Raw genomic sequence first — 5,497 nt, 5'->3', positions numbered from 1 at the left:
GCCGTCCCGGCGTCATCAGCGCGTCCATGCTCGGTCTCGGCCGGGCCATGGGAGAGACCATCGCCGTCGCCCTCATCTTCCCCGCGACGTTCGGCATCAGCCTTGAGATCCTCACCCCGCAGGGCAACAGCATCGCCGCCAACATCGCCAACGGGTTCGGCGAGGCCACCCCGATCGGCCGTGGCGCGCTGATCGCGTCGGGCCTGGTGCTGTTCATCATCACGTTGCTGGTGAACATGGGCGCCCGCCTGATCGTCGCCCGTCGCAAGGAGTTCTCCGGAGCCGCCGCATGACCGCGATCCAGCGCATCTCAGCCGGCAGGCGGTTCAAGGACCGGCTCGTCCGGTCACTGGTCTACCTGTCGTTCGCCATCGCCGTGGTGCCGCTGATCGCGGTCCTCTGGATGGTGGTCAAGAACGGCCTCGCCCGGTTCGACATGGAGTTCCTGACGCACTCCATGCGCAACATCGGCGCCCGGGACGCGGGGGGCGGCGCCTACCACGCGATCCTCGGCACGCTGGAGCAGGTCCTGCTGGCCTCGCTCATCTCGATCCCCGTCGGCCTGCTCACCGCGATCTACCTCGTGGAGTACGGCGCGGGCACCCGGCTGAGCCGGGCGATCAGCTTCTTCGTGGACGTCATGACCGGCATCCCCTCGGTGGTCTCCGGCCTGTTCATCCTGGCCTTCTGGATCCTGGCGCTGGGCCTGCCGTTCTCCGGTTTCGCTGGCGCGCTGGCCCTGTCGATCCTGATGATGCCGACGGTGGTCCGCTCCGCCGAGGAGATGCTCCGGCTGGTCCCCACCGACCTGCGGGAGGCCTCCTACGCGCTGGGCGTGCCGAAGTGGCGGACGATCACCAGGGTCGTCCTGCCGACCTCCTTCACCGGCATCGCGACCGGCGTCATGCTCGCCATCGCGCGCGTCGCCGGAGAGACGGCCCCGCTCCTGCTCACGGTCTTCTTCACCGACTCCATCAACAGCGATCCCTTCAACGGACCGCAGATGGGGTTGCCGCTCTACGTCTTCGACCAGGCGGGCCGTCCGACCGACACCGCCATCGACCGCGCGTGGGCCGGAGCGCTCACGCTCATTCTGATCGTCATGCTGCTCAACCTGGTGGCACGCCTCATCGGCTGGTGGCGCTCGCCGGCCAGAGGCCGTTAGGAGGAATGTCGAAGTGAGCCAGCAGATCCAGGTCTCCGGCCTCGACGCGTACTACGGAAAGCACAAGGCGATCGAGGACATCTCGATGACGATCGAGCCCCAGTCGATCACCGCCTTCATCGGCCCCTCGGGGTGCGGCAAATCGACCTTCCTGCGGACCCTCAACCGCATGCACGAGGTCATCCCCGGCGCGCGCGTGGAGGGCAAGGTCCTGCTCGACGGGGAGGACCTCTACGCCTCCGACGTCGAGCCGGTGTCGGTGCGCCGCATGATCGGCATGGTCTTCCAGCGCCCCAACCCGTTCCCCACGATGTCGATCTACGAGAACGTGGCCGCCGGCCTCCGGCTCAACGGCAGGCACCCCAAGTCCACGGTCGACGGCATCGTCGAGGAGTCGCTGAAGGGCGCCAACCTCTGGAACGAGGTCAAGGACCGCCTCCACAAGCCCGGCGCCGGCCTCTCCGGCGGCCAGCAGCAGCGCCTGTGCATCGCCCGGGCCATCGCGGTCAAGCCGGAGGTCCTCCTGATGGACGAGCCGTGCTCCGCCCTGGACCCGATCTCCACGCTGGCCATCGAAGACCTGATGGCCGAGCTGAAGAGCCGGTTCACGATCATCATCGTGACGCACAACATGCAGCAGGCCGCACGGGTGAGCGACCGCACCGCCTTCTTCAACCTGGCGGGGCAGGGACAGCCGGGCCGCGTCATCGAGATGGACGACACCTCGCGCATCTTCACCAACCCCGCCCAGCAGGCGACCGAGGACTACATCACCGGCCGCTTCGGATAAACCGACCACATTGGAGGACCCGGGTGATCCAGCCGCTGACGGCACCCGAGGTGAACGGGGACACTCGGACGGCGCCCCTGCTGCTGGTGGCCGATCCCGAATCGGCCTTGGTCCAGGGACTGGCCGACGCCCTCGAACGCGAGGGCGTCGTGGTCACGGGCGTCACCGACGGCGCCCAGGCCCTTTTGCAGGCCGGGGCGCTCCGGCCTGACGTCGTGCTCGTCAGCGCCTCGTTGCCGGTCATCGGGGCGGTGGAGTTCATCCGCGCCGTACGGCTGACGCGGGCGGTGCCGGTGCTGCTGGGCGTGGGCGAGGGCCATGCCGAGCAGGCCGTCCAGGCGCTCGCGGCCGGGGCCACCGCGTGTGTGGCCCGGCCGTACCGGGTGCCCGAACTCCTTCCGCTGGTGCAGGCGGCCTTCTCCGGCGAGGCGGCGACCCGCCGGACACTCGTCGTCGGCAGGGTCGAGCTCGACGTGAACGCCTACCAGGTGAAGGTCAGCGGTCACACCGTCCACCTGCCGCTGCGCGAGTTCGAGCTGCTGCACTACCTGATGCGCAACGCGCACCGCACGGTCACCCGTGAGCAGATCATGCGGCATGTCTGGAACTCCACCGACACCACCTCCACCAACACGATCGCCGTGCACGTCAAACGCCTGCGTGCCCGCCTCGGCGACACCGACGACCAGCTGATCCAGACCGTGCGCGGGGTGGGTTACCGGCTGGTCGACAAGTCGTCCTGACCGCCGGCCGCCGCGCATCCTCGCCGGCCCCGGAAGGCGGCCAGGATGCGCGTGACCGTGCCCTCGACCCGGGCGATGCCGGTGCCCATGCTCCCGCTGTCCTCGGTGAGGACCGCCACGGTGTAGTCGTGTCCGGGCTCCTTGATCAGCCCCGCGCTGGTGACCGCCCAGCGCCCGTTGGAGCCATGCCGCAGCCAGCCGTTCTTCAGTGAGACATGGCCGCCCTCACACGCCGCCGCGCTGATCCCCCAGCGCTGCTCCGGGATCACATGCCCCATCAGCCGCAGCACCCGCGCCCGGTCCTCCTCCGGCAGCGGACCACGGCCCCCGGCCAACGCCCTGATCAGCCGGACCTGGTCTCCCGCGGTGGTCTGCGTGATGCCCCAGCAGTACAGGCCCAAGCACCGTCCCGCCGGCGTGTAGGTGCGCCTGAGGCCGAACTTCCGGTTCGCCCTGCCCAGCCCGGTCTCCAGGCCGATGTGCTCGTACAGCCGGTCGGCCGCCGCGTTGTCGCTGAACCGGATCATCCGCTCCGCGTCGTCCCTGGTCCGCTCGGTCAGCCGGCGCCACGGCGTCCTGAGCAGCAGCGCCATCAGGATATTGATCTTCGAGGTACTCGCCGTCGGCAGCCTCAGGCCACCGTGGTACCGGTACGTCCGGCCGGTGGCCAGGTCCCGCACCATGGCGGTGGTCCGGCCGCCGTAGCGCGCGAGGAAACGGTCGAGGCCGCGGGTGAGCGCCGCGGCGGGGACCTTCGGAGCGGGGGCTCCCGGTGGCGTCTGCGGCCGGGGAGAGGGCCGGGGATCCTCGGAGGGGGCGGCGCTCGGCGTCGCCGCCCCGGAGGGGGAGGGCCAGGACCCGGAGGAGGAGGGCCAGGCGGACGAGGATCCGGAAGGTGGCGTCCCGGAGGGTGAGGATCCGGAGAGGGAGGATCCGTAAGGGGAGGGCGAGACGGTGCCTGCCGTCATCCCGTCCCCGGCCGCGCAGCCACCCATCGACCCGGATACCAGTACGGCTACCGCCGCAACCGCCCAATGCGCCGTCTTCACCATCGGCCCGATCGCTCCCCCCGATTACCTCATGATCGGGATCTATCCCCGGACGGGGATCCGGAAGACGGCGGGACGGAACCTCGCCCGGGGGGAGCCCAAACCCTTGGAGAACGGGCCGGTGAGCAAGCTAGCCTTGGCGGACACCGGCGGTTAGCCGGGCGATGCTCTCGTCGTCGCAGGTCGCCCAGAACCCCCCGACCACGTCCTCAAGATGGTCCAGCGACTCCGCCCGGAACAGCACATCCTGGTATTTCGTGATGTCGTAGTGGGTCGTGCCCATGGCCAGGAGGTCCAGGGGCCGGATGTCCATGCCCCGGAACTCCTCGATCTCCCCGTAGGAGGACAGGATGCCCGCCCCGTACGCCCGCAGCTCGTTCTGGTCGGTCATGACGCCGAACTCCAGCGTGAACCAGAACACCTTCGAGATGAACTCCAGCGCCTGCTCGCTCTCGACCCGACGCGCCGCACCGCCGGCCAGCCGGTAGAGGCGCGAGTAGCGGTCGGAGGCCAGTGCGTTGGCGTGCCCGATCACCTCGTGGATCACGTCCGGCTCCGGCGTGTAGAGCGGCGTCGAGTGGTGCCGGATGTACTGGGTCGAATGGAAGAAGCCGTCGGCCAGCACGCCGTAGAAGTCCCGCAGCGGCACCAGTCCGGCGGCCGGCAGATAGCGGAACCCGGTCAGCGGCTCCAGCAGCTCGCTCACCTCCTGAAGCTGCGGGATCCGGTCGGCCGGCAGTCCCAGCCTCTCGGCCGCGTCCAGGTATTCCGCGGTCGCGTATCTACGGTGCTTGATCGCCAGCTCCCGGCTGACCAGGGCCCACACCTCGTGCTCCTGGCCGGTGTACTCGGCCGTGGGGATCGGCGCACCGGGCACGTGTCCCACCGCGAGCGCGGCGATGGCGTTGCGCCGGAGCCGGTAGACCGGATCGGCGAAGCCGGGGTGACTCGCGGCGAGCTCCACCTCAACCGTGCCGTCCTCACGGGTCGCCACCGGCGCGAAATACTGCGCTTCCTCGAACATGAATGAAATGACAGCAATTCTCCGAATCGTTGACAAGAGCGAGCAGTTTGAGTGCGCGATCCGCGCATGATCACACTGTCAGACCTGTGCCTGACTGGTCATATCGCCTAGTCTGGTGCGGTGCCCATCGACGACCTGGACAGCCGCCTCCTGGTGACCATGCGCGCCCATCCGCGCATCGGCCTCACCGAGCTCGCCCGGCTGCTCGGCGTGGCCCGGGGCACCGTGCAGGCCCGCGTCGAGAAGCTCACCGCCCGCGGCGTCATCGCCGACTTCGGCCCCACGGTCACCCCCGAGGGCGTCGGCTACCCCATCCTGGCCTTCGTCTCCCTGCAGATCGCTCAGGGCCGGCTGGCCGAAGCCGTGCGGGCGCTCCGGTCCCTGCCGGAGATCCTTGAGGTGTACGGCACCAGCGGCCAGGCCGACCTGCTCTGCCGCGTGGTCGCCCGCAGCACGCCGGATCTCCAGGAGATCATCGCTCGCATCCTGGCCTCGCCCGCGGTCCAGCGCACCGACACCACGATCGCCCTGTCGGTCCAGGTGCCCTACCGGATCGAGCCCCTGCTCCACGCCGCTCCGGACGCCTGAGCGGATCCTCCACCAGGGCCGCCCGGGTGCCGGGCTCAGGATTCCGGTCTCGGGGTGCCGGGCTCGGGTAAAAGTCCCCGGAACGCAGGAAAGGCCACCCCCGAAGGGATGGCCTTTCCTGAATGATTGTCCGGCGGC

6 protein-coding genes and 1 pseudogene are annotated in these 5,497 nt (G+C 69.5%); 5 read left to right on the top strand and 2 right to left on the bottom strand.

Features of this window, described 5'->3' with window-relative positions:
- The 4 genes and pseudogenes from ACWDS7_RS46145 to ACWDS7_RS46130 form a co-directional block, all read left to right on the top strand.
- Positions 1–293: pseudogene (locus ACWDS7_RS46145) on the top strand (phosphate ABC transporter permease subunit PstC); the annotation flags it as partial.
- A complete protein-coding gene (gene pstA, locus ACWDS7_RS46140) occupies positions 290–1,165 on the top strand; it encodes a phosphate ABC transporter permease PstA (protein WP_451934459.1) in 876 nt (291 codons plus the stop codon). The pseudogene ACWDS7_RS46145 and the gene pstA, both read left to right, overlap by 4 nt.
- A gap of 13 nt (positions 1,166–1,178) precedes the next feature.
- A complete protein-coding gene (gene pstB / locus ACWDS7_RS46135; protein WP_306864344.1) occupies positions 1,179–1,955 on the top strand; it encodes a phosphate ABC transporter ATP-binding protein PstB in 777 nt (258 codons plus the stop codon).
- Positions 1,956–1,978: 23 nt separating this feature from the next.
- Entirely contained in the window at positions 1,979–2,698 is a 720-nt protein-coding gene (locus ACWDS7_RS46130) for a response regulator transcription factor (RefSeq protein ID WP_306864341.1), read from the top strand.
- On the opposite strand, the gene ACWDS7_RS46125 is transcribed toward ACWDS7_RS46130, so the two are convergent.
- The gene (locus ACWDS7_RS46125) at positions 2,671–3,666 is read right to left on the bottom strand and encodes a serine hydrolase (RefSeq protein WP_451934458.1); all 996 of its coding nucleotides are present in this window, start codon (positions 3,664–3,666) and stop codon (positions 2,671–2,673) included. The genes ACWDS7_RS46130 and ACWDS7_RS46125 overlap by 28 nt on opposite strands.
- Positions 3,667–3,877: 211 nt before the next feature.
- The gene (locus ACWDS7_RS46120) at positions 3,878–4,771 is read right to left on the bottom strand and encodes a phenylalanine 4-monooxygenase (RefSeq protein WP_306864335.1); all 894 of its coding nucleotides are present in this window, start codon (positions 4,769–4,771) and stop codon (positions 3,878–3,880) included.
- A 120-nt stretch (positions 4,772–4,891) separates the two neighbouring features.
- Between ACWDS7_RS46120 and ACWDS7_RS46115 the strand changes: the two genes are divergently transcribed.
- Positions 4,892–5,359: an Lrp/AsnC family transcriptional regulator gene (locus tag ACWDS7_RS46115; RefSeq protein ID WP_306864332.1), complete on the top strand. Its 468-nt coding sequence runs from the start codon at positions 4,892–4,894 to the stop codon at positions 5,357–5,359.
- Positions 5,360–5,497 lie beyond the last annotated feature (138 nt).

This window comes from Streptosporangium sp. NPDC003464 (genome assembly GCF_053588315.1).
This window is presented reverse-complemented; position numbering and strand designations above follow the sequence as displayed.